Origin of the sequence: Indolivaga macrotermitis (assembly GCF_900128985.1) — a bacterium.
GTDB lineage: Bacteria > Bacteroidota > Bacteroidia > Bacteroidales > Dysgonomonadaceae > Dysgonomonas_A > Dysgonomonas_A macrotermitis.
In genome coordinates this window covers 67,480-88,523 of the sequence record NZ_FQUC01000015.1, presented here as the reverse complement: position 1 = coordinate 88,523, position 21,044 = coordinate 67,480, and the positions used below count along the sequence as shown (strand labels likewise).

Sequence of the window (21,044 nt, the reverse complement as noted above, 5' to 3'; positions counted from 1 at the left end):
TGTATTATATTTATTCTTCTTCGTCTTTTATTCCTCTTATCTCACGAGCTATCATCAGATGTTTCTGAGCCATCTCATCACTTCCAATATTACTGTAAGCCTGTGCTAAATATTCATGACAAAATGCATGTTCCGGTTTTATAGTAGAAGCCCTAGACAAATCTGTTATAGCCAATTCGTATTCTTCCATTGCTATCCTATTTTTTCCCCTATTATAAAGCGCCTTAAACAACATCGGACTCAGCTCGACAGCCTTATTAAAACAAATATCAGCCTGATAAAAGTCTTTCATATCGAAGTAAGTAACACCCATCCTTACCCATGCATCCACATAAACGGGATCTAACTCTAAAGCTTTTTTGAAGTTTGCCAAACCTGCGCGTGTGTCTTTGTACGAAACAATACACTCATTTCCGAGCAAGTAATACTCCTCTGCATATTTGTGTAAAGCTTTCCGCTGCTCCAGCATTTTATCAATCAGCAACTTATTTTGTTGCTGTAACTCATTTATGATATTCAGTTTTTTTCGTAAGAAACGCTTCGATAAAGGTTTTTCTATATCATAACGGGCTCTGATCGCCTTAAAAAAAGTATCAACGCACTCCTCAAAATTTCCTTTATCAAATAACTTTACAGTCTGGCTATACAGGTAATCGGCATCCGATTCTTTCAATGCTTTTTCTATCAACTGCTGGTTATTAAACTGGCGGCTGAACTCAAGAATTTCAGGTCTGACAAAAACATCTGACCTATTAATAACCTTCTTCAAGGTCATTCCTTCCAAAGATGTACAACGGCTCAATGCTACATAAGCCTGTCCTCCGGCAAATACTCCGCCATTAAAATCAACAATTACACGGCTAAAAGTAAGTCCCTGGCTTTTATGTACAGTTATTGCCCAAGCTGCTTTCAAGGGTAGCTGTGTAAACGTTCCGATTATCTCTTCTTCTATTTTCTTCTCTGCCTCATTATATTTATAGCGATAGTTACGCCATGTTTCGAGATCAACAAGTACTTCCCGCCCGTCTTCCAGCAATACATATACATTGTCATACTCGTCAATATGAGAGACAGTACCTAAAGTACCATTCACCCATCTGCGTGGCCATTGTAAATCATTACGAATAAACATTACCTGCGCATGTTCCTTCAACATCAGATCTTTGGCAGTGGGTAAACTCGATTCGGGAAAATCCCCTTCGATAGAACCCGGGCTCAAAAACTCCGGTGTTGGCAATTCGGCCATCCTGCGCTCATTTATATAATCGACATTATCCCTGCGGGTAGCCAAAGTAATATACATCTCACTCTCAGGAGGTTCGAATGATGGATTATAACGGGTATTCAAAGCCTGCAACTCCCCTGCCCCAACCGATCCGTTACGGATCTTGTCAAGAATAGAGATAAAGACCTGATCCGACTGCCTGTAAATCTTTGTAAATTCAATAGGAACCAAACGCGCTTCGGAAAAGACTTTAGCCGAAAAGAAAAACGGATTCGGATAAAACCGGTTTAATATATCTTTTGAGTCACTGGTCACTACAGGTTCCAATTGAAAAACATCGCCAACAAATACCAACTGCTTCCCTCCGAAAGGAGTTCTCATATTATTGGAATAAACCCTCAATATCCGGTCTATACAATCGACCATATCAGCCCTTACCATCGATATCTCGTCTATGATGATTAGCTCTACTTCCTGTATCAGTTTCTTATGGTCTTTTTTATATTTAAAAAATTCAAATATCCGCCCATTAACTAAACTTAAGTCCGGATCATCGGGCAACATCGGACGAAACGGCAATTTAAAAAAAGAGTGGATAGTCGAACCGTTTGCATTGATCGCTGCAATTCCTGTAGGAGCCAATACAACATATTTCTTCTTTACAACTTCACAAAGGTGTTTCAAGAATGTAGACTTCCCCGTACCGGCTTTCCCTGTTAGAAAAACCGATTGACGCGTGCGGACTATTAAATCAAGCGCATTCCTGAACTCTGTATTTGTTGTATCTATTGTTGGAATCAAAACTCTGGTTTTATTATACAAAACAAAGTTATAAAAAAGCCCCGAACCTAATTCCGATTCGAAGCCTCTTTTATCTTTTATTAATTACCGGTGAAAACTATTCAGAAAAAAGTGTATCCGGATCAAATTCGCGTGTATAAATATCCGATTGAATAAATCTATCGGATATTGTCCTGGCATCCTTTATTAATGTTTCACCATCTTTTTTATCAACACCATTTTCGGTCAATAAATCAGCCCACTCTTTAGTATTTTCAGGTTGGTCAATATACATATAGATACGTGCGAGATTATAATAGGCTACATATCTCAAACGGGCATCCAACTTCGGTGTCTGATCAGCATATTTAACAGGAAGGCTTTTAAAATATTCTATTTCTTTTTCCATATCAGCTTCTGTTAAAGGATATGTACCATCGAGGGCTCTCATCTTTTTTTCTATAGACAGGCTCATCTCTCTTAGCTGATAATGCTCCGGGTGCTTCTTCTCATTGATTGTCTTTATGAGTCCGTATTCGGCTGTAACGGGAAATCCGAATGTATTAGTCAGTTTTTTAGAGACAAGGTCGACAGTTTCTTCTGCTCTTTCACGGGTCAGTTCCGCTAAAAGCATTTGCCTATTGTCGATATAAAACCGGGAAGCTTCTCTTTGCCTGCTAAACTCGGGACTCTTGAATGTATACTTCTTGCTACGGGATATTGCAGAATATCTCAAATATTCTTTATTATTCTGACTTATAGTCGTACTTGATTCGAATGTATATACTACTTCCTGCCAATAATAAAAGGTACGTCCTGTTACTTTTCCTCTACTGTCTTTTTCTTCCACATAACGCTCCTTTACTGTAGCTGTCTCAAAATTAACCGGAGACATAATTATACTGACTGCAGCATCTCCCCTTTGAGGGCTATCGGTAAATCTTTGACCTTCAATAATTACATTCTCGGCCAATAATCTTTCATCCAAAAACCGTCTAACATCTAATGGCACAGCAAAGTTTACCGAATAATAGAATGAACGGCTGTCCATTATTTGTGTAGGCAAACTCCGGATATAATATTTAAATCTCTGATTGTCAACATTAACACTTGTTTGAGAAAACAAACTGTTATTCAAAGAAGTACAAACAACCATTAGTGTTATAAAAGCAATACGAATCATATTAGTGATGTTTTTTCTCTTTACTATTTAGTGTTATTTGAGTGTAAAAGTAAAAAAGATTTGTGCTATAAATATAGCACAAATCTTTTTTACCTTAATTTTATCTTATATGTAATTCGATATTCAAAGGGTTTTACTGAAAATCTGCATCAGATACACCTTCGTTAATCTTAATATCGACAACATTCAGTTCTACTTCTACTCCTACATTTAATGTAGATTTGTAAGGAATCTTCACTCCCGATATTTCACGGTAGTCACTGTAATATCCAATCTGGTCGATCGACTGCCCTTCAGACACTTCTTTTTTTACAGCTTCAGCAACTTTCAGTCCTGTATTCACATCATAGTAGAACGAGATATCTCCGTCAACCAGTTTATATGCATCCGAATTATTGATAGATTCTATACCGGCCAATTGTATAGAATTCGAATTAGTCATTAATAGTTCAGGAAAAACCGCTGAGTATTTTAATTCCGCCAGATCGTCTTCTGTCATATCTTTGCGCTGTCCTTGGATTTCTGCATACCCGGTCTTACCATCATATACCGATTTCAAAACAGTCATGCCCATCATTGTTATATTTTGAGATGACTTTCCGTCTGCCGTTTCTTTTTTCACTAATGTCAGTTCCTGACCTTGTATCTGAGCTTTAGATGTGACCATCAACGATTTTATCTCTTTCAGAACTACTTCTCCACCGATAGCCTTAATGTATTTTTCTAAAATACTTTTAACTGAAACATCTGCCGAAACTTCTTTAGCCTGAGGTTTTTCTACAGGATTTCCGTATTTATCGAAATAGTTTATAGGCAGACCTATCTTTTCTAAACCGGGTAATACGTCCGAAGCCTTCCCTGCAATAACAATTCTGGCCGCCTCATTTGTCACATGCTTGCGAGCAGCTGCCTGAACCTGTTCCAGAGTTACAGCCTCTATATTTTTTATATAGTTTTCATAGAAATCAGCAGGAAGAGATTGAGTTTTTTCTCTTAAAGCAAAGCTCGCTATAGTTTGAGGTTTCTCGGCATTCATTACAAAAGACCCTATGAATTTAGCTTTAGCTAACCTCAATGCATCTTCTGTAGGAACTTCTGTTCTGATACGTTTCACTTCATTAAGCATCTCAACAACAGCGCTATCTGTCACTGCATTACGGACAGCTGCGTATGCCCTGAAATCAGAAGTATATTTTCCTCCGGACAGATTAGAATATGAACCGTAAGTCCATCCATGCCCTTCACGAAGATTCATAAACAAATAACTATCACTACTTCCTCCCAATATATAATTAGCAAGCATAGCAGCAAAATAGTCAGGATCGGTCATTTTCAGGTTAACTACATTATTAACCGATATTTCGGATTGCACAGCATTCGGCACATCAACAAAATCAATTTCTGTTTTCACCAGATTCACGGGCTCGGTATATTGCGATACCGGAGACGGAGCCTTAGCCCATGACGAAAAACTTTCTGTCACCAGCTTTTTCGCATCAGCAAAAGTAATATCTCCTACGATTACCAAATAAGCTTTTTCGGGTACAAAATAGGTTTTATAATAGCTTTTAATATTATCCAGTGTTACTTTATTGATAGATTCTTCAGACAAGTATTCTCCACTGGGATGATTTTTACCATAAATAAGAACACTGCGAACCCTGTTAGCTATCGCTTTTGTACTTTTTTCATCGGCTTTCAACGCATCTAAAAGTTTAGCCCTCTCGCTATCTAACTCTTCCTGAGTAAATAAAGGATCAAGAGCTCCCTTTGCTGCCAATGATAATGTCTGAGGGAAATATTTAGACAAACTGCTTCCTCCTATATTATTGACACTGAAGCGTACCGAAGATCCATAGAAGTCCAATTGCTCATTGAAATCGTCTTTACTGATCGCCGAAGTTCCATTTCCCATCATAGAACTAGTCAGGTCATCTACACCTTTTATATCACCTTCGACATTAGGCTTATTATCCAATGCCAGAGTAAATGTAACACGAGGCAGTTTATGATTTTCGACCACCAGGACTTTCAGTCCGTTAGGAAGTTCGAATTCTTGCGGTTTACCAATATTTACAACAGGTGCCGGTCCCGGTTTAGGCTGTACTGATCTGTCTACTTGAGCCTGTAACGAACTTGTTAATACAAAGGCTAAAGCTATATATATTATTCTTTTCATATTTATTTCATTTATTTTTGAGGAACATAATCTATAACCACCCTTTGATTAGGCTGCAGGTATTTTTGAGCCACGGATCTTATTTCTTCTCTCGTAATAGACCGATAAATATCTATTTCGGTATTTATCAGCTTAGTATCTCCATACAACAAGTAATACGATGCTAAGTTATGAGCAATACCCTCTGACGTTGCATTCTGACTCACTGCGGAATTTTCATATTGATTTTGTATCTTTTGAAATTCTCTTTCCGATATAAGTTCGGTACATACTTTTGCTATCTCTTCATCTATAACAGTTTGTACTTCCGCCAAAGTTTTACCTGTCATCGGGATTGCATAGATTATATATGCACTATAATCTTCTTCGCTCAAATTAAATGAAGCAGCTTCCAGAGCCAGCTTATCTTTATCGACTAACCGCTTATAAAGCCGTGAACTTTTTCCATCGCTAAGTATGGACGAAATCATATCCAATACTCTCGCATCACGTTCTTTCATCGAAGGTGTACGGTAAGCATTCAATAACATCGGCAACTGAATATTAGGATCTTCCGCCGTAGCGTTTATTTGTGTAGTAATCGGATCTTCTACATATTTAGTCTTTTCCGGTCTGGAAATACTGGGGATACTTCCAAAATACTCATTCACCCACTTTTTGGTCTGCTCCTTATCAAAATCACCGGCTATAACCAATACCGCATTACTGGGCATATAAAAGTTTTTGAAAAACTCTTTGAATTCATCCAATGTAGCAGCGTTCAAATGTTCCATCGAACCTATAGGAGCCCAACGATATGGATGCTTGGTAAAAAGGTTACTCTTTATAACCTCCCACAAACGACCGTAAGGAGCATTGTCCATACGTGCACGTTTTTCTTCTTTCACAACTTCACGCTGAGTATCAACACCTATCTGATTAATAACAGGGTGAAACATCCGCTCTGATTCCATCCACAAAGCCAGCTCTAGATTGTTAGAAGGAAATGTTTCATAATAATATGTACGGTCATCTGTAGTATTGGCGTTACCAGTACCTCCGTTTGCTGCCATTATCTTATCCCATTGCCCACGGGCAATATTCTCGGTTCCTTCGAATAAAAGATGTTCGAAAAAATGGGCGAATCCAGTTCTCTCGGGATTCTCATCTTTGGCACCCACATGATACATTACCGCAGTAGTAACCACCGGAGCCGAATTATCTTGCTGGAGGATAACATGCAAACCATTATCCAATGTGTATTCATCGTAATCGATATGCTGAGCTACAGCTACAGCACCCGAGATGAACAACAGTCCTAAAACACTAAAGATTTTCTTCATATGTAAAGTTTTACTATAATTTTTTAAATTAGTCAACAATTACCCAATAAAATCACATCAGGAGGTATATTCTTCCATCTATTATTTATTCCGCTGCACTTTCGGGATACAAGCTGTTCCACCAGACAGGATCGTCCTGTAACCACTTTGCAAACCATGCATAAATCGAATAATTCCATTCAATACGCCTTTTATAATCACGTATTCCATGGTTTTCACCTTTTACCTGAATAAATTCGACAGGTTTTCCCAATATCTTCAAAGCTGTGAACATCTGGATACTTTCTCCAATAGGTACATTTGTGTCCTCCATACCATGAAGCAACAATAATGGAGTATTCATTTTGTCGGCACTGAATAAAGGGCTTTGATTTATATACATATCCCTGTTATTCCACGGATAACTTCCGGCACTGGCACCCGAACTATATGTGTATCCCCAATAACCTTCGCCCCAATAACTGGATAATGCACTGATTCCGGCATGAGATACTGCTGCTGCAAAAATATCGGTACGGGTTTGAAGATACATAGTCATAAAACCGCCATAAGACGCTCCGATACATCCTATCTTTTTATCATTAATAAACGAATGTTCCTGCACAAACTTTTTAGTTCCTTCTATAATATCATCTGCGGTACGGGTTCCCCATGCGTTTACATGGCGGGCAGCAAATTCCTGTCCATAACCGGTTGTTCCACTGGGTTGAAGCACATACACCACATATCCCATCGCTGCATATACATGCGAAGGATAAGGTGCATCAAATGTTCTTGGGGTAGGCATTGTTCCCCCATAATAGTAAACTATCAAAGGATATTTTTTTGCCGGATCAAAGTTAGGTGGCAAATAATACCGTCCATCTATATTCGTTCCGTCAGAAGCCATAAAGCTCCAATCTTCAACTTTAGCCAGATTCAGGCGGCTCAACCTTTCTTCAAATGGATCAGAGATTAAAGAAGCTTTATCTGATTTCAAATCAAGGCTGTATGCACGCGTTGAATTAGACGCACTCAGACCGAAATAAACAGCAGAAGTACTTCCGTCCGAAAAGGAAATCGATTTTATCACATCTTCGATCAAAGGTAATTTCTTAAACTGCTTATCTTTGGTATTATACCGATACACCGACTGATAGTCTTTTTCCGTCACACCCATATAAATCATCCCATCCACATGGTTCCATACAGTATAATCTACGCTAGGGCTAAATGCTTTGGTTATAGGTTCAACACTTTTGGTAGCAAGATCCATAATAAATGCCAAGCCGTTATAACTATTAGGTATCTGACCATCTTTTACTTCTTTCCCTATATTATCAAAAGCCTCGCCTGAACCTTCGATCAGGAGACTTCTTCCATCAGGAGAAAATGTAGCTGAACTTACAAAATACCGGTCCGACCAGATTGTATCTACTACCATTGTCTGTAAATCCATCCTATATAATGAATTAGAAAAAAACGGACGGACTGTTGGTGTATAATTAGATGTAGAGAATAATAAATAACGGGAATCCCTGCTCACATCGTTAATCCGGGCAGAATTTTTACCGAAAGTCAAACGTTGCTTAATCCCCGAAGCTAAGTCATACCGGGATATAAAGTATTTAGTATCAGAATTTGGTTGTCTGTCCTCCGGAGTAGTAAGTAGTATCAGATCACCCTTCTTAGCATCAGGAGCCTCACTGTCTGTAAACAGCAAAAACTTTTCGTCATACGAAAAACGGAAATCCCCGGACGGGATATCTTTAGCCAATAATTGTTCTACCAACGACTCCGGTTCTAGTGTATACAAATCAGTAGAACCAGTTACAGAAGCAGTATAATACAGCTTATTAGAAAGGGGTAACCACTGATATTTCTTACTGCTATCCAGAGCTATTTTCCTTCCATTTTTAAAAGAAAGCAACTCTTTGGAAACGAATGACTTACCATCATTCTTTACCGTAGAATATTCGAGTAAAACATACTGTCCATTAGGAGAAACAGATGTTGCTGTTATACGTGTTCCCTCCAATATGTCTTTTATGGTAACATTACGCTTATTACTTGTGCCAAACGAATAGTTCACCAACGCATTTTTCTCTTCTGCTTCTACAGTGATCTTTATTCCTTCAGGACTTTTATTTGTCGCAAGGCTCATATATTTAACCTCAATCAGATACGAACCGGGCTGGGTAGGGAATGTTAGCTTTGTAGTCTTAGAAGATGTCAGTGTATCTTCGATAGTAGTTTTAGATGCTTCTTTAACCCCATTGATATAAGCTTCGAACATGCTGGGAGCCGATATCCGCACAACTGTCTTTGCATATTTATCGACATTCAGTTGAAATGATAAAAGATGAAACCGTGCTCCTCGCTGAGCTTTCGACAATGTTATATAGCCCGAAAGGTCAGCCTTCAATAATTCGGTATAAGCAGCCTGATCATGAGAAGATATAAAAGTCTCCAAAAGGTCTTTATTCTCAAACTTTTTACCCTTAATATTTATTGAGTCTAGCATCACAGGATTCTGGACATCATAGCTTCGACCGGTAGAATATATCTGTCTTAGAGTTGTCTGTGCCGTTACTAATGATACTGTCATCAGAAAACAGACAATAAGGATTACTTTTAGCTTTGCCATAATTATCGAATTATACCGTTTATTACATTTCTGAAAAAAGAATTAGCAGAAGACTCCTATCTAAAATCCCTGCTAATTTATATCATATTAAAACTATTATTTTCTCAGGTTCAGCCATTTTTTGCTTTATAAGCCATAGCATAAAAACGTATTTGCTTAATCATAGATACCAAACCATTGGAACGGGTCGGAGACAAATGTTCATTCAGACCGATACGTTCCACAAAATAAAGGTCTGCATCTATTATTTCGTCAGGAGTACGGTTCGACAGCACTTTTATCAGCAATGCTATGATTCCTTTTACTATAACCGCATCACTCTCTGCCTTAAAATAGATGCGCCCATCTACATAGTCTGCTTGAACCCATACACGGCTCTGGCATCCTTGAATCAGATTCGACTCTATTCTATATTTTTCATCTAACGGTTCCAATGAGTTTCCCAACTCTATGAGAAGAGCATATTTATCCATCCAATCGTCAAAGACCGAAAATTCTTCAATTATTTCATCTTGTATATCATTGACGCTTGGCAAATTCAACTGTTTTTCCATTACTTATTTTTCTTTATACACAACTTCCAACACTGTTTGCCCTACAGCTTTCAGTGTTTCTTTACTAATACTGTTCATATCATCTTTTGTGGTATGCCAATACCATCCGAATCCCGATTCGGTATTCATATCATTATGAATAATATCTATACTCGGAATACGCAGAATCTGATTTACAGGTACATGATCGTCAGTTATACCACCACCGTCTCTGTCTACAAAATATTTTCCATATCCCAGATTACGGGCTGTGCTCCAAACCTTTTCAACTACATTTCTTGCATACTGCCGCGATATAGCTTCCTTATAGAAAGTAGCATCAGGTGCACCTACCATATCCAACAAAATACCAAAGCGGGCTTTATATCCGGGAACATGAGGATTTCTAGACCAATATTCTGATCCGAGACACCATCCTTGAGAAGATTCGTGCTCACCGTAATCTTCCGCGTCAAAAAATATAATATCAACTCCTAAATCCGGAGACTTAATCTGAATAGTACGGGCTATTTCTAATAATACCCCTACTCCGCTAGCGCCATCATTGGCTCCAAGTACAGGTTGGCTATGTTTACCTACATCCGGATCATTATCCGAAAACGGGCGTGAATCCCAGTGTGCAAATAACAAAATGCGGTTTGGGTTTTCGGCATTGAATGTACCTATAATGTTTCGTGAACGTAAAACAGTACCATCAAACGCTTTCAGATCGGCACGTTGCTCTATTACAGCAGCACCAAAACGCTTCAATTCGGAGACAAGATAATCGCCGCAAGCGACGTGCTGGCTCGTATTAGGAACACGGGGTCCAAAAGCAACCTGCGTATCTACAAAATGATAGGCACTGTCGGCATTAAAATCGGGTGAAACCTTTTCATATCTTTGCTCTGTAACGGCTGTGTTAGTTGTTGTTTTCTGCCCGCATGAGCAAGCAATCAGCCCAAAGACACAAGCAAGCAACGAAATATTTTTAATAGTCATCCTTTCTTATTTCTATAAAAACTCTATTATTATTACTAAATGCAAATATATGCAATGAAATTCTATTCTCTTTATTTTAAGGGCTTATTATTGGGGTTAATTCCTGCCAATCCCATATTTTCGTAAGTTTCGGTCAAAGTATCTTCATTGTTCATCATTACCAAAAGCTTGTCACCGACATTTAATTCAGTCTTACCTTTCGGTATAAAATATTTATCATCCCGTTTTACTAAAACGACTAACGCATCATCCGGTAAAGGCATATTCATTAAAGCATTACCATTTCTTAGAGCATAATCTGTTACGACTATCTCTGTCGAAATTGAGCCAATATCTTCGGCCAGATCGACATCGAAATCATCTAAACGGCGACGTGCCCTCGATGGGGCTAACAAATCGAGCCACTTAGCCACCTTAGTCAAGAAGGTACCTTGTAACAATATGGATATCAAAGTTATAAAGAATACAATATTAAATATAAAACGGGCATGAGGAATACCTGCAGTCAAAGGATAGATAGCAAAAATAATAGGTACTGCACCGCGTAGCCCAACCCACGAAATAAATATCTTATCTTTAAAAGTTACTTTACTAAACGGTGTTAAACTAATAAACACACTCAACGGACGGGCTACGAAAATCATAAACAATCCTATAACTAAAGCCGGAACAGCAACCGGAAACAACTCGTGAGGTTCGACCAACAGCCCTAACATCAAGAACATAGCAATCTGACTTAACCACGATATTGCATCGAACAGCTTAAATGTAGTGCGCTTGGTTACGAAGCGCGAGTTTCCAATCACCAATCCACCTATATATATGGCAAGAAATCCGTTTCCTTTTATGAAGTGGGTAAAAGAAAATATAAAGATACAAAACGTCAGTACAATAATCGGGTAATATACATCGTTCTCAATCTTAATCCTGTTCAGCATTTTCACCGCAAACTTCGCAATAAAGTATCCTGCCAGAGCACCTATTATTATCTGAGAAACTATTGAAAATACAATCATCAGCACATTAGGTTCTCCTCCTGCTTTTATAAGGCTTATCAACGTGATTGTAAGCATATAAGCCATAGGATCATTGCTACCGCTCTCACACTCAAGTGTAGAACGGAGATTGTGCTTCAGTTTTACATTCTTGGAGCCTAATATAGCGAACACAGCAGCCGAGTCTGTCGAAGACATTACCGATGCAAGCAAAAAAGCACTGATAAGTGAAAATCCTAAAGCAGGTACAAGTTCTCCGCACAACCACCATGCAAAAAAACCGGTAAAAGCAGCTGTAAGAATAACCCCCATAGTAGCTAGTAACATACTCTGGCCTATAACCGGTTTAATCTCTGCAAACTTTGTATTTAATCCCCCTGAGAACAGGATAACACATAAAGAAACCGTACCAATAGCTTCTGCCAGATATAAGTTATTGAATGCAATTCCAATACCATCCGAGCCGAATGCCATACCTACAGCTATAAACAATACCAATGCCGGAATCCCCAAACGTCCACCGATCCTACCGGCCAATATACTGATAAAGAATAGTATCGATAATACAAGTAAAAATGTTTCTGTCATCAGTTCTTATGTTTTAATACAACTTTATTATCCTGTACATCCAACACTATTTTTTCTGAATATACCAAAGGATAATTAGCTTTAACATGCCCTACAGGAAAATCGAAAACTACCGGATAATTATATTCGGCAACCATTTCTCTGATAGATTCATATATAGGTAAGTACATTGACGGATCTTCATCACAATCGGCAAATTGACCGATAATCAATCCGGATAATCCGGATAATATACCCGACAATTTCAATTGCCACATCATCCGGTCTATCTTGTATGCGCTTTCTCCGATATCTTCGATAAACAAAATACCCTTATCCGGGATCCGGGTATAAGAAGTACCCGTCAATCCTGCAAACACAGCCAAGTTACCACCCCATAAATATCCTTCGGTAACACCCAATCTATTTAGAGGATGCACATTAACTTCATATTCATTAAACCCCGAAAACAAGATATCCTTTAAATATCCGGTAGCAATATCATTCCCTTCTTCTGTTAAATGACGTGCCATCGGCGCATGTATCGATGCAATACCATTTTGCATAAATGCCAGGTGAAGGGCTGTTATATCACTGTAGCCTACAAGCCATTTAGGATATTTCTTTATTTCCGCAAAATCAAGATGTTCCAGCAATTGAACGATACCATAACCTCCACGCGAACAGAATATCAGCTTTATATCGGGATCATCCATTGCACTCTGTAAATCAAAAATACGTTCCTCTATTGTGCCACAAAAACGTCCATATTGACCACGTGCACACCGGGACACTATTACATCTAAACCCCAATCTTCTAAAAGCATCCGGGCTCCATCTATAAAAGCAGAATCTACACTACCCGAAGGAGAAATTATAATAACCTTATCGTTCTTTTTTAATAAAGGAGGGTGAATATAACCTTTCATTTGAATCAAATATTCGTTCAAACAAAGATACTAAATAGCAAAAAGAGCCGATATAAAAATATTCGCTTTTTTTATTCGGTTTGTAAATTATAAGAGGTAACAGGTATTAAATGATACAAGTGACGCCTATTGTCGTTTTATCTATAAGAGGCTTCCCTTCTTCCCTGCTCACTTACAGACAAAACACTAGTTAAGTCGGGGCCATTATTGTAATTAATAGTATTTTTCAATTCCACCAAATCCTCTTATTATTTTATTCTCTTTCGTTTTATTGATAAAGTTGGTTAATCGCTTTTCAAATTCTTCCGGCCGTTTCCTTGCTGCTTCAATGTATGCAATCCGGATACGTTTATACGCGTCAGAGAAATATTGATAGTTTTCCCATACTATTTTATCTTCTTTCAATCTATCAATTATATCATTTGGAAAAATAAAAGGATCAGATAAAACATTTTGTATTTTATCTTCACACTTGGGGTGTATCATTTTATTCTCCAACAACCACCGAAGCCTTTCTTTGTTGGCTTGCGAGTATGTGCTTTTAGTCTTTCTAGGCGTGAAACGTTGAATTTCATGTTCTTTGTCAAGCGACTTTATCGTGCTATCGATCCACTCGAAACAAAGGGCTTCTTCAACAGCATCGTTGTATGTAATGCTTTTTTTGCCCGAAGATTTCATGGGAAACACAAACCAAATTTCATTGGCAGTCTCAAAGTTATCAATCAGCCATTTTCGCCAATCTTTTCTGTTTTCAAAATATTTTATTTCTATCGACATAACTATCGCAATGCAATTTGATAAGACGGTAACTTAATAATTTGCTTTAAGTAAATTGTAACAGGTCGCTTTCACAGAAGCAATAGTATCGCTTCTGCTATGTAGGACACATATACTTAACCAACATAAAAAAACAGGAGATACCGATTGGTATCCCCTGCAATATACTATAATTTAGAAATTTTTATGCATCAATTTTCGCATAAGTTGCATTGTCTTCAATAAATTCACGGCGTGGGGCAACTTCCTCACCCATCAACATAGAGAAAATATGATCGGCCTCAGCAGCATTATCTATGGTTACCTGACGTAATGTGCGGTGTTCCGGATTCATTGTTGTATCCCATAACTGAGACGCGTTCATCTCTCCCAAACCTTTGTAACGTTGGGTATGAATTGCATTTTCGTTACCTTCTCCGTACTTATCAATGAATGCCTGACGTTGTCTGTCGTCCCAGCAATATTCTTCAAACTTACCTTTCTTACACAAGTAAAGAGGTGGTGTGGCTATATATACATATCCCCGTTCGATAAGAGGACGCATATGGCGGAAGAAGAATGTAAGGATAAGTGTAGCAATGTGACTACCATCGACATCGGCATCGGTCATGATCACAACTTTATGGTAACGAAGCTTTTCTATATTCAACTCTTTACTGTCTTCTTCAGTACCGATAAAAACACCCAAAGCTGTATATATATTCTTTATTTCTTCGCTTTCCAACACTTTGTGAGGCATAGCTTTCTCAACATTCAATATCTTACCACGCAATGGCAGAATAGCCTGAAATCCACGGTCACGACCTTGTTTAGCAGTTCCACCCGCAGAGTCCCCTTCGACAAGGAATATCTCACACATTGCAGCATCTTTGCTCGAACAGTCGGCAAGTTTACCCGGTAATCCTCCACCTGAAAGCGGAGATTTACGTTGCACCATTTCGCGGGCTTTACGGGCTGCATAACGGGCTGTTGCTGCTAATATTACTTTCTCGACAATAATCTTAGCCTCCTTAGGATGTTCTTCAAGATAATATCCCAAAGCCTCCCCTACAGCCTGATCCACAGCACCCATAACCTCATTATTACCTAATTTGGTCTTAGTTTGCCCTTCAAATTGAGGCTCTGCCACTTTGATCGAAACTACAGCAGTAAGGCCTTCGCGGAAGTCATCGCCGCTAATTTCGATTTTTACTTTTTCAAGCATCTTCATATCATCAGCATACTTTTTCAAAGTACGCGACAATCCACGACGGAAACCTGTAAGGTGTGTACCACCTTCAATTGTATGAATATTATTCACATACGAAAAGATATTTTCGTTATATGAAGTATTATATGTCATAGCCACCTCAACAGGAATTCCCTGTTTTTCGGTTACAATGTGTATAACATCATCTATCAAAGCTTCTTTCGAAGAATCGATATATCTAACAAACTCTTCAAGCCCTTTTTCCGAATAGAAAACTTCCGACCTGAACGAACCATCGTCTTTCTTATGACGTAGGTCTGTCAACGACAAACGTACTCCGGCATTCAAAAACGCCAACTCACGCAAACGGGTCGCTAATGTATCGTATTTATATTCGGTTGTAATGAAAATACTTTCATCAGGTTTAAAAATGATTGTTGTACCCGAATCAGTTGCATCGCCAAGCACTTCGATATCATGTAGTGGTTTACCGCATGAGAACTCCTGCATATACAACTTACCCTGACGGCGAACCTCGGCACGCAAATAAGAGGATAAAGCGTTCACACAAGACACCCCTACCCCGTGAAGTCCTCCGGAAACTTTATAAGTACCCTTATCAAATTTACCTCCGGCATGTAAAACTGTCAATACAACTTCAAGTGCAGACTTCTGTTCTTTTTCGTGGAAATCGACCGGAATCCCCCGCCCATTATCCCAAACAGTAATAGAGTTGTCTTCATTGATAGAAACCCTGATATCAGAGCAGAACCCTGCCAAAGCCTCATCTATAGAGTTATCAACTACTTCATAAACCAAATGATGTAAACCTTTTTCGCCTATATCGCCAATATACATGGCAGGTCTTTTTCTTACAGCTTCGAGTCCTTCTAATACCTGAATATTATCCGCTGAATACGAATTACTGGCTAGATTTTTTTCTTTATCAGTCATTTTTTACCATTTAACATAAACTCAAGCGAAACATCCTTCGAAAACATCCGGATTACTTCGCAAAAGCCAACAAATATACAAAAAATTACCCAGATATACAAGCATAAAGGCATATAGTCTTTACCCTGAATTTATCGATTTTATCAGCCTTTAATTCGCACTGTAACAATGAATATAAAACAAAAAAAACACTAACTACCGGATGGTAATTAGTGCGAACTTTTAATCAAAGTCTCTTATTGTATCATTTCGCCTTTGCTGATGATGCACTAGTGGCCTTTTTAGGTTCTTCTGATTTAGTAGTAGTACATGATTTCTTTTCCGACTTAGCGGGTTTTGCCTCAGCTTTAGCTTCTGTTTTAGCTTTTGGTGTAGATGCTGGTTTGGTTTGAGCCATTGCTGCTGAAGATGCTAATAATGCGCTGCACATTAACATAGAAAGAACTACTTTTTTCATAATTTGAGAATCAAATTAAATTTATCTATTTAGTTAGCTTTTTGTCACCACTTGATGACGAGACAAATGTAGTGCAGATTTTCAATTTTCAATCATTTCTGCGTTTGAATTAAATATCTTTAATCCTGTTTAAATCCCATTAATCAAAGAAGTTACAAATAGCCAAAAATATTAAACACGCTATAAATTTAACTTAGTAAAATCAGTTTTTCAAAAAAATATATTATACCGTCATTTAAAAAGAAAGACCAAAAAGTATCTTTTTTATACAAAAAACTTAAATTAACATCAAATAGACAGAATTAGAAAACAACCATCCGTTATTCATCCGATATATTTCCGATAACTTCATTTTCCAACACGAGATTCTCATCAAGCCATCTGTACAACGATTTTACCTGAGGCATGTAACTACTTCCCTCATACTCCACTTCTATTGTTTTCTTATCTTTGCACACCTTATAGTCCGTAGTTATCTGACCAGCCAAGTACATTACTTCTCTTTCAACAGAATACCGGAAAATATTAATCCATCTGTTTCCATTCATATTAGGCGCAGAAGAAAGTAAAACTTCCGGAACTCCGTCACCATCCATATCTTCTAATTCCATAAAATATGGGGCTAAAATCTTTTCGCTCCCAACCGGAATCCAGCCATTACCGGCATCAAACCGATAAAAAGAAACTATACTATCCGGTACAGAGACATCTACGGCATAGACGTTTCCATCATTCAAGAACCGACCAATAACTAAATCAACCGCTCCTTCAGAATCCCCCTGAATCAAATAAAACCGCGAAGAGTCTACAGCAGCATATTGCTTAACATCCGATAAAACATCACCTAACACAATTCTATTCTCTGCCGGTTCAGCATAAAGACGAAAAGCCCCTTCCGCATACCCATTAAAACCAATAAGACACACCACAACAAAAAGAAAAGAAATTATAAGCGTCTTACCCATCAGATAGAAATAAAGAAAAGAGCCGAACTTTTAGTCCGGCTCTATATATAATATTTTGAACAGTCTATTCTTACAAAGAATTTACGTGATGAGCAAGCTTAGATTTCAAATTAGCTGCTTTATTCTTATGAATAACATTCTTTTTAGCTAATCTGTCTAACATAGATGCTACTGAAGGATATAGCTTTCTAGCTTCCTCTTTATCAGTAATAGCACGAAGCTTTTTAACCGAATTACGAGTAGTTTTAGCTACATATCTATTTCTCAAGCGTTTTGCATCTGCTTGTCTGATTCTCTTTATTGCTGATTTATGATTTGCCATAATGACGACTAATCTTTATATTTTTTATATTTTATTATTTGTAGCCCATAGGGGAGTCGAACCCCTCTTTCAAGAATGAAAATCTTGCGTCCTAACCGATAGACGAATGGGCCATCTGCGATATGCTCTCTTTTTCAGTAGCTGTATCTCTTGATTGCGGATGCAAAGGTAAGTGTTATTTTGTTTTCCGCAAATATTCCGTGCATTTTTTTTGAAATATTTTCGCTCGGCAAAGTTAATAAATTAGCTATCAATGGAATATTTTCATTCACTTTTTCGACATTTTTCGAGATAGCGGTAGGCTTTGCCCAGATAGTCGATAATATCGGAAGGCAACAAACTATATTGCGACAACCGCAGAACCGCCAAATCGGCGGCTAAACCATGCAAATATACGCCCAAAACAGCACTATCTAACGACGAATATCCCTGAGCCAGTAACGAAGTAAGTATACCCGTCAATACATCGCCGCTACCTCCGGTTGACATACCCGGATTTCCGGTTGAATTAAAATACACTTTTCTTTCCGGAGTTACAATAGCTGTATACGCTCCCTTCAACACAATGTATACCGAATATTCCTGTGCAAAATGGCGAGCCTCCTGAAGACGTTCATACCCTGTTACACACCTCTTACCAACAAGCCGTTCGAATTCTACGGGATGGGGAGTCAGAATACTACCATGAGGTATATTACTCATCAATTGCTCATCCTGAGCTATCAGATTAAGGGCATCAGCATCAATTACCACCGGCTTTGTCGAATACTGTAATAAAATAGCCAACAGCTTGCTGGTATCGGAATGCATTCCTATTCCGGGACCTATACCGATAGTCTTTTTATCGGCCACTTCCCCTGCTCTACTAATATATTCTTTCTCCTGATCTGCATCGACCATTGCTTCGGGAACAGCCACTTGCAGAATATCAACCCCACAACGGGGTATATGCATAGTCAATAACCCGACTCCAGCTCTAAGGCATGATTTTGCAGCCAATACAGCAGCTCCCATCTTACCATAAGATCCGGCAAACAATAATGCGTGCCCAAAACTACCCTTGTGAGAAAATGTTTCCCGCTTTTTTATCAACGAAGCGGCATCACAGCATTCCGTATAAAAATAATCGGTTTTCTCTTCCGCCATACAGGCCTTGTTCAAACCGATATCCAGTATTTTTATCTTTGAGCAGAATCGCCCGTTTTCGGGCAATAACAACGATAACTTAGGCAACTGAAAGGTAAAGACAATATCCGCCTGGATAATTCCATCTGGATTATTCGCCGAATTATCTTCCATAAACAAACCGGACGGCATATCTATCGAATAAACCTTACTTGCCGATGCATTAATACGTTTTACGACATCAAGGTGCAAACCCGACAAAGGCCTATTCAGACCCGACCCGAATATTCCGTCTACAACTATACTTCCGGAAGGGATAAACGGAATATCTTTTGTTTCTTTTATTTCATTAAGATACAGCAGGCGTTCGAAACATTCTTTATTCGCTGCACAATCGGGAGATAAAACTGCTTCGGGATTAATCAAATACACTTCTACCGAAAAACTCTTGCCGGATAACATACGAGCCAGAGCCAAAGCATCCCCTCCATTATTGCCTGTTCCTGCAAAGATAATCATAGGGTCGTCTTCTGATAAATATCCGCATAAAGACTCGAAAAGAGCCAAAGCGGCTCTTTCCATCAGATCGATCGATTTGATATTATCATGTTCTATTGTACATTTATCTAATATCTTTATTTGCTGCGAATTGAGAATTTTCAACATAAAACCAGATATTACTGTTTATTTTAGCACTTTCGATAAGTGTATTTCTTTTTCCGAACGTGTTATTCTATAAAGACCCAACGATCTGAATTTCTTTATTTTCTTAGGTTTCTTATATCCGTGGATTACGATCGAATCCAATGTCAGTTCTACATACCCACCATCAATAATTTTATACTTTCCGTAAGAAGATGGAAAATAGCCGAAGCCACAAAATGATGTATGGAACGTTTCGAAAGACTGGTCGCCGGAGTTAAAATAAGCAATATTACCGATAAATTGTTGGTCTTTATTTAACCTGTCGTCATACATACTATAACTCAATTCTTTATCTGTAAATTTCATTTTGTCCGAGACTCCGATCACATCACTTATTATCCACCTGCCATGCAGCATATCTTGCCCAAAAGCATTGGATAAAATCATAATAAACAAAAAGATTAAGACCGGCTTCTTCATATCGTTTTATTCTTTATGAAAAATCGTACCCGAAGCTTGTGCTTTAGGCATTATCAGCATATCCTGTATATTAACATGATCCGGAGCTGACACTGCAAAGCAAATAGCTTCCGCTATATCCTCCGCAGCCAATGGAGCAAAACCCGCATATACCTGATCGGCACGAGATTTATCACCTTTGAAACGAACTACCGAGAATTCGGTTTCTACGGCTCCCGGACAAATCTGGGTTACTTTAATACCATAAGGCAGTAAATCGATACGCATCCCTTTCGATAATGCATCTACAGCATGCTTTGTCGCACAGTAAACGTTCCCGTTGGCATACACCTCTTTGCCAGCAATAGACGCAAGATTGATTATGTGTCCCGATTTGCGTTCAACCATACGTGGGGCAATAGTACGCGTTACATACAACAACCCTTTGATATTTGTATCTATCATTCTTTCCCAATCATCGACCACCCCGGTATGAATAGGATTAAGCCCGACTGCCAGTCCTGCATTATTGACCAACACATCCACATCTTTCCAACGTTGTGGCAAGCTTCCGAGATTCTTTTCAACCTCATCGTATTTCCTTACATCAAAACACAGTGCCCAGATATCTATTCCATATTGCGCCTGTAATGAGGTTTGCAGTTCGTCCAGTTCGCGCTGGCGGCGACCGGTTATTATCAGGTTAAACCCTTCTTTCGCTAAACGTTCGGCCGTGGCCTTTCCTATACCGGCAGTAGCCCCGGTTATCAATGCAATCTTTTTCATATATGTATTTTATTCTATTCGTTA

Annotated in this window: 17 protein-coding genes and 1 tRNA gene; all 18 read right to left on the bottom strand. The window is 38.5% G+C overall.

Translation table 11 applies throughout. The features are described 5' to 3' along the window. Positions 1–10: 10 nt before the first annotated feature. Positions 11–2,026, bottom strand: coding sequence for an AAA family ATPase (locus tag BUC12_RS16315; RefSeq protein ID WP_070808621.1), 2,016 nt, complete (start codon positions 2,024–2,026; stop codon positions 11–13). A 97-nt stretch (positions 2,027–2,123) separates the two neighbouring features. Then, on the bottom strand, positions 2,124–3,188 hold the full coding sequence (locus tag BUC12_RS16310; protein ID WP_062183164.1) for a hypothetical protein: 1,065 nt from the start codon (positions 3,186–3,188) through the stop codon (positions 2,124–2,126). A gap of 133 nt (positions 3,189–3,321) precedes the next feature. Continuing rightward, positions 3,322–5,367 carry a M16 family metallopeptidase gene (locus tag BUC12_RS16305; protein ID WP_062183166.1) on the bottom strand — a complete coding sequence of 682 codons (2,046 nt, stop codon included), beginning with the start codon at positions 5,365–5,367 and terminating at the stop codon, positions 3,322–3,324. A gap of 11 nt (positions 5,368–5,378) precedes the next feature. Next, complete coding sequence (locus BUC12_RS16300; RefSeq protein ID WP_062183169.1) at positions 5,379–6,689, bottom strand: M16 family metallopeptidase; 1,311 nt, start codon at positions 6,687–6,689, stop codon at positions 5,379–5,381. 85 nt (positions 6,690–6,774) lie between these two features. Then, on the bottom strand, positions 6,775–9,315 hold the full coding sequence (locus BUC12_RS16295) for a S9 family peptidase (protein ID WP_062183172.1): 2,541 nt from the start codon (positions 9,313–9,315) through the stop codon (positions 6,775–6,777). A 110-nt stretch (positions 9,316–9,425) separates the two neighbouring features. Further along, positions 9,426–9,869, bottom strand: a complete 444-nt coding sequence (locus BUC12_RS16290; protein ID WP_062183175.1) for a SufE family protein — start codon at positions 9,867–9,869, stop codon at positions 9,426–9,428. 3 nt (positions 9,870–9,872) lie between these two features. Then, positions 9,873–10,850 carry a M28 family peptidase gene (locus BUC12_RS16285; RefSeq protein ID WP_062183178.1) on the bottom strand — a complete coding sequence of 326 codons (978 nt, stop codon included), beginning with the start codon at positions 10,848–10,850 and terminating at the stop codon, positions 9,873–9,875. A 71-nt stretch (positions 10,851–10,921) separates the two neighbouring features. Continuing rightward, positions 10,922–12,433 carry a potassium/proton antiporter gene (locus tag BUC12_RS16280; RefSeq protein ID WP_062183183.1) on the bottom strand — a complete coding sequence of 504 codons (1,512 nt, stop codon included), beginning with the start codon at positions 12,431–12,433 and terminating at the stop codon, positions 10,922–10,924. Continuing rightward, positions 12,433–13,341 carry a S66 peptidase family protein gene (locus BUC12_RS16275; RefSeq protein ID WP_062183186.1) on the bottom strand — a complete coding sequence of 303 codons (909 nt, stop codon included), beginning with the start codon at positions 13,339–13,341 and terminating at the stop codon, positions 12,433–12,435. The genes BUC12_RS16280 and BUC12_RS16275 overlap by 1 nt, the downstream gene beginning before the upstream one ends. A gap of 213 nt (positions 13,342–13,554) precedes the next feature. After that, positions 13,555–14,118, bottom strand: coding sequence for a YdeI/OmpD-associated family protein (locus BUC12_RS16270; RefSeq protein WP_062183189.1), 564 nt, complete (start codon positions 14,116–14,118; stop codon positions 13,555–13,557). Positions 14,119–14,302: 184 nt separating this feature from the next. Continuing rightward, entirely contained in the window at positions 14,303–16,261 is a 1,959-nt protein-coding gene (gyrB, locus tag BUC12_RS16265; RefSeq protein WP_062183192.1) for a DNA topoisomerase (ATP-hydrolyzing) subunit B, read from the bottom strand. A gap of 244 nt (positions 16,262–16,505) precedes the next feature. Next, on the bottom strand, positions 16,506–16,718 hold the full coding sequence (locus tag BUC12_RS16260) for a hypothetical protein (protein ID WP_062183194.1): 213 nt from the start codon (positions 16,716–16,718) through the stop codon (positions 16,506–16,508). Between the two features lie 320 nt (positions 16,719–17,038). After that, a complete protein-coding gene (locus BUC12_RS16255; protein WP_062183197.1) occupies positions 17,039–17,683 on the bottom strand; it encodes a hypothetical protein in 645 nt (214 codons plus the stop codon). A 70-nt stretch (positions 17,684–17,753) separates the two neighbouring features. Continuing rightward, positions 17,754–18,005, bottom strand: coding sequence for a 30S ribosomal protein S20 (gene rpsT, locus BUC12_RS16250; RefSeq protein WP_062183200.1), 252 nt, complete (start codon positions 18,003–18,005; stop codon positions 17,754–17,756). Between the two features lie 41 nt (positions 18,006–18,046). Then, positions 18,047–18,118 (bottom strand) — tRNA-Glu (locus BUC12_RS16245). Positions 18,119–18,269: 151 nt separating this feature from the next. Next, positions 18,270–19,796, bottom strand: a complete 1,527-nt coding sequence (locus BUC12_RS16240) for a bifunctional ADP-dependent NAD(P)H-hydrate dehydratase/NAD(P)H-hydrate epimerase (RefSeq protein WP_062183204.1) — start codon at positions 19,794–19,796, stop codon at positions 18,270–18,272. Positions 19,797–19,814: 18 nt separating this feature from the next. Next, complete coding sequence (locus BUC12_RS16235) at positions 19,815–20,255, bottom strand: hypothetical protein (protein WP_062183206.1); 441 nt, start codon at positions 20,253–20,255, stop codon at positions 19,815–19,817. Between the two features lie 6 nt (positions 20,256–20,261). Next, positions 20,262–21,020, bottom strand: coding sequence for an SDR family oxidoreductase (locus BUC12_RS16230; protein ID WP_062183209.1), 759 nt, complete (start codon positions 21,018–21,020; stop codon positions 20,262–20,264). Positions 21,021–21,044: the final 24 nt, after the last annotated feature.

Excerpts from the sequence above, each read along its gene's own strand:
- BUC12_RS16310 (WP_062183164.1), bottom strand. The coding sequence starts at position 3,188 with ATGATTCGTATTGCTTTTATAACACTAATGGTTGTTTGTACTTCTTTG.
- BUC12_RS16305 (WP_062183166.1), bottom strand. The coding sequence starts at position 5,367 with ATGAAAAGAATAATATATATAGCTTTAGCCTTTGTATTAACAAGTTCG.
- BUC12_RS16300 (WP_062183169.1), bottom strand. The coding sequence starts at position 6,689 with ATGAAGAAAATCTTTAGTGTTTTAGGACTGTTGTTCATCTCGGGTGCT.
- BUC12_RS16295 (WP_062183172.1), bottom strand. The coding sequence starts at position 9,315 with ATGGCAAAGCTAAAAGTAATCCTTATTGTCTGTTTTCTGATGACAGTA.
- BUC12_RS16290 (WP_062183175.1), bottom strand. The coding sequence starts at position 9,869 with ATGGAAAAACAGTTGAATTTGCCAAGCGTCAATGATATACAAGATGAA.
- BUC12_RS16285 (WP_062183178.1), bottom strand. The coding sequence starts at position 10,850 with ATGACTATTAAAAATATTTCGTTGCTTGCTTGTGTCTTTGGGCTGATT.
- BUC12_RS16280 (WP_062183183.1), bottom strand. The coding sequence starts at position 12,433 with ATGACAGAAACATTTTTACTTGTATTATCGATACTATTCTTTATCAGT.
- BUC12_RS16275 (WP_062183186.1), bottom strand. The coding sequence starts at position 13,341 with ATGAAAGGTTATATTCACCCTCCTTTATTAAAAAAGAACGATAAGGTT.
- BUC12_RS16270 (WP_062183189.1), bottom strand. The coding sequence starts at position 14,118 with ATGTCGATAGAAATAAAATATTTTGAAAACAGAAAAGATTGGCGAAAA.
- gyrB (WP_062183192.1), bottom strand. The coding sequence starts at position 16,261 with ATGACTGATAAAGAAAAAAATCTAGCCAGTAATTCGTATTCAGCGGAT.
- BUC12_RS16260 (WP_062183194.1), bottom strand. The coding sequence starts at position 16,718 with ATGAAAAAAGTAGTTCTTTCTATGTTAATGTGCAGCGCATTATTAGCA.
- BUC12_RS16255 (WP_062183197.1), bottom strand. The coding sequence starts at position 17,683 with ATGGGTAAGACGCTTATAATTTCTTTTCTTTTTGTTGTGGTGTGTCTT.
- rpsT (WP_062183200.1), bottom strand. The coding sequence starts at position 18,005 with ATGGCAAATCATAAATCAGCAATAAAGAGAATCAGACAAGCAGATGCA.
- BUC12_RS16240 (WP_062183204.1), bottom strand. The coding sequence starts at position 19,796 with ATGTTGAAAATTCTCAATTCGCAGCAAATAAAGATATTAGATAAATGT.
- BUC12_RS16235 (WP_062183206.1), bottom strand. The coding sequence starts at position 20,255 with ATGAAGAAGCCGGTCTTAATCTTTTTGTTTATTATGATTTTATCCAAT.
- BUC12_RS16230 (WP_062183209.1), bottom strand. The coding sequence starts at position 21,020 with ATGAAAAAGATTGCATTGATAACCGGGGCTACTGCCGGTATAGGAAAG.